The following is a 1595-nucleotide window of genomic DNA, read 5'->3' on the forward strand; positions in this document are numbered from 1 at the left end:
CCTCAAATCCGCAACTAAGCTCTTCAGCGTCCTTCTTGCGTCTAAACGTCCTCTCATCACTGAATTAGCAGATAAATTGAGGCTGAAATACCCACTTCTGCCCACAATATCCCCTTGCCCCACTATGCGACTTGAGGCAATACGCAGTATCATACCCATAAGTTGTAGGCGTTATCCAAAATCAGTCTGAAAAATATCTGCGTAAGCATTATTACAGGTATAGATATTCAGCACATACCGCCTTGATGTTCTGATCCACTTGGCTGGTACAGAGACAAACCTGAAGACAAACGCTTTTATGCGACTTGTTGCATTGAGTCCGAACCTCTTTACGTCAAGTCTGTGGATAATGGCCTTGTAGAAATTACGGATAAGTGCCGTAAGAAGAAGGAACACAGTGTTCTCTGCCATGAAGGATTTGGGCAATCTGTCCCACCCGAAACCATTGTTCATATCATCGAAGATACGTTCCTTTCCTCCACGAAGGTTATAGAACTCGACAATTTCTCTTGTGGAAGATTCATAGTCGTTAGTCAGGATACAACGGTATGTGTATTCTCCTTCCCAAAGATCCAGCACACCGTCCATCCGTTTCTGTCTTTGAATCACAAGTCGGTATGCTTTACCCTTCCACTTCTCAACAAGAATAGAGTTCAATTCGAACTCAATGCCATTGATTTCCTCAGTCTTCCAGCCTCTAAGAGCAAAGATGTCATTGTAGAGCGAACTGCAGCGGTTTGCGCGGATATAGAAGGATTTGCTGTGTTTCTCTATTTCCTCCACGATTTCCTCGGAACATGATCCACAATCAGCTCTGAAACGATTGATTGTAAGTCCGTTCTGCTCAAATCTCTCAAAGAATCTCTTCAGCGTGTCCTTCTGATGAAAACGAACGTTGGTGTTACCATCGCTATTCTCAATGCCAACAATCAAGTCGTCAATAACCGCCACGCCAGGGCGATAACCAAGGAACTTCTTGTATGTAGGCTTTGCATCATACTTCTCAGTCTCTATGAACTGATGGTCGAAATCAACATCATACATCTCGCCCTCTTTCAGTTGGCCGGATGCAAACATACAATTGAGCAGTAAGGTATTGAGTGTGTCAGCCGTGTTGAAATCGTAGTTCTTACCCGTATCTGATGTGTATGAGATGTTTCCTTGCGTCAGTTCCTTTATCGCTCTGAGGATAGTATCAGAACTACAAGTACGAAGTGTCGGATGGAGCGAGAGATGGTTCATCAAATGAGTAGTGACATCCTCAATGCATGAGCCACCACAGAAGTAGATACTCATGAGGGAACGGACGATTTCACTGTACTGATAACCGAACGAGCTACACCTTAGACCGAGTGTCGAGTCGATTACAGATGACAATGTGGAGTCAAATTGCTCCATGATTGAAAATATTCCTCCAAAAGGAGTGAGCTTCTCGGATTTTATTTGTATTTTTGCCATGCCTGATGAGGTTTTGTTTGATTATTTTTTTGCAACACTAAGTTAAGTGAATCCTCTGACATGGCAAAATCCTGAGCAACTTTTTGTTGCTCAGGTACTTAAAAAAAATATTTTATAATAGTGTTGCGGAATTAAGG

1 protein-coding gene is annotated in these 1595 nt (G+C 42.7%); it reads right to left on the reverse strand.

Features of this window, described 5'->3' with window-relative positions; translation table 11 throughout:
- Window positions 1-171 precede the first annotated feature (171 nt).
- On the reverse strand, window positions 172-1458 hold the full coding sequence (locus NBH16_RS23190) for an IS1380-like element IS613 family transposase (RefSeq protein WP_005805709.1): 1287 nt from the start codon (window positions 1456-1458) through the stop codon (window positions 172-174).
- Window positions 1459-1595 lie beyond the last annotated feature (137 nt).

Source organism: Parabacteroides sp. Y3-G-102 (assembly GCF_023656845.1).
Classification (GTDB): Bacteria; Bacteroidota; Bacteroidia; order Bacteroidales; family Tannerellaceae; genus Parabacteroides; species Parabacteroides distasonis.

Coding starts and splice junctions, on each gene's coding strand:
- NBH16_RS23190 (WP_005805709.1), bottom strand. CDS start 1,458: ATGGCAAAAATACAAATAAAATCCGAGAAGCTCACTCCTTTTGGAGGA.